Below are 381 nucleotides of genomic sequence, written 5' to 3'. Positions count from 1 at the left end.
GGGCCTTCATGCCGCTGATCTGTGACGTAAGCCACGACATCGCGTCCCATATCGCCGGTGCCGGACCAACGCTCGTGTGAGTTGTAGTCCTTCGTACGGTTCGCAAGCCAGTCGTTGACAAAGGCTTCGAGACGTTCGTCGGGCAATGCGGTGAGCTGGACGGCGTAGTTTGGGCGCAAGATATCGCTCTAGGTTCGAAACGGCGAAGCAAGGTTCGCCGTTCCTTGTTCAATTGACAAGCCAGCGCACAATACATGCCCGATAAAATCCAATGGGCATCATTTGCCAGTCCGGTCAAAGCTTATTCGCAAGAGGTCAAGGTTACATCAACCAGCAAACAAATCAGGTTGGCATTCATCGGGTTTGTCACGTACCCACGCC

The sequence above is a fragment of the Mesorhizobium sp. M7A.F.Ca.MR.362.00.0.0 genome, from assembly GCF_004023175.1.
Lineage (GTDB): Bacteria > Pseudomonadota > Alphaproteobacteria > Rhizobiales > Rhizobiaceae > Mesorhizobium.
The sequence above is the reverse complement of the archived record's forward strand: the minus strand, read 5'-3'. Positions refer to the sequence as shown.